This is a genomic window from Vibrio sp. 10N.222.49.C9, from assembly GCF_041474985.1.
Taxonomy (GTDB): Bacteria; Pseudomonadota; Gammaproteobacteria; order Enterobacterales; family Vibrionaceae; genus Vibrio; species Vibrio crassostreae_C.
Map to the genome: position 1 here is coordinate 1 of NZ_JBFRVD010000975.1, position 292 is coordinate 292.

At 41.4% G+C, this 292-nt stretch carries 1 pseudogene; it reads right to left on the minus strand.

The annotated features are described in order from the left end of the window. Positions 1-157: pseudogene (locus tag AB4585_RS26490) on the minus strand (stress response translation initiation inhibitor YciH); the annotation flags it as partial. Positions 158-292: the final 135 nt, after the last annotated feature.

Sequence of the window (292 nt, forward strand, 5' to 3'; positions counted from 1 at the left end):
CGTCGTCCATATCTAGGCCAGTGACAAGACAAACGCCCTTGCCTTTTCTACCCTTGGTTTGACGTTGAATACGCACAACACCATCGCCCTTTGGACGTTCTACTTTTTCTTCTTCAGGCTTGATACGCCCGACTTCCGTTGAATATACAAGAGACATAACGTGCCTTATCTGTGAAGTTATGCAGCAATTTTACCACTGATCTGTCAGAAGGTTAAACACCGTTATATTTATCCTTAGAAGAATTCTCGTTAAATAGTGTTTCCAATCAGCATCTTAACCGCTATTATAAAC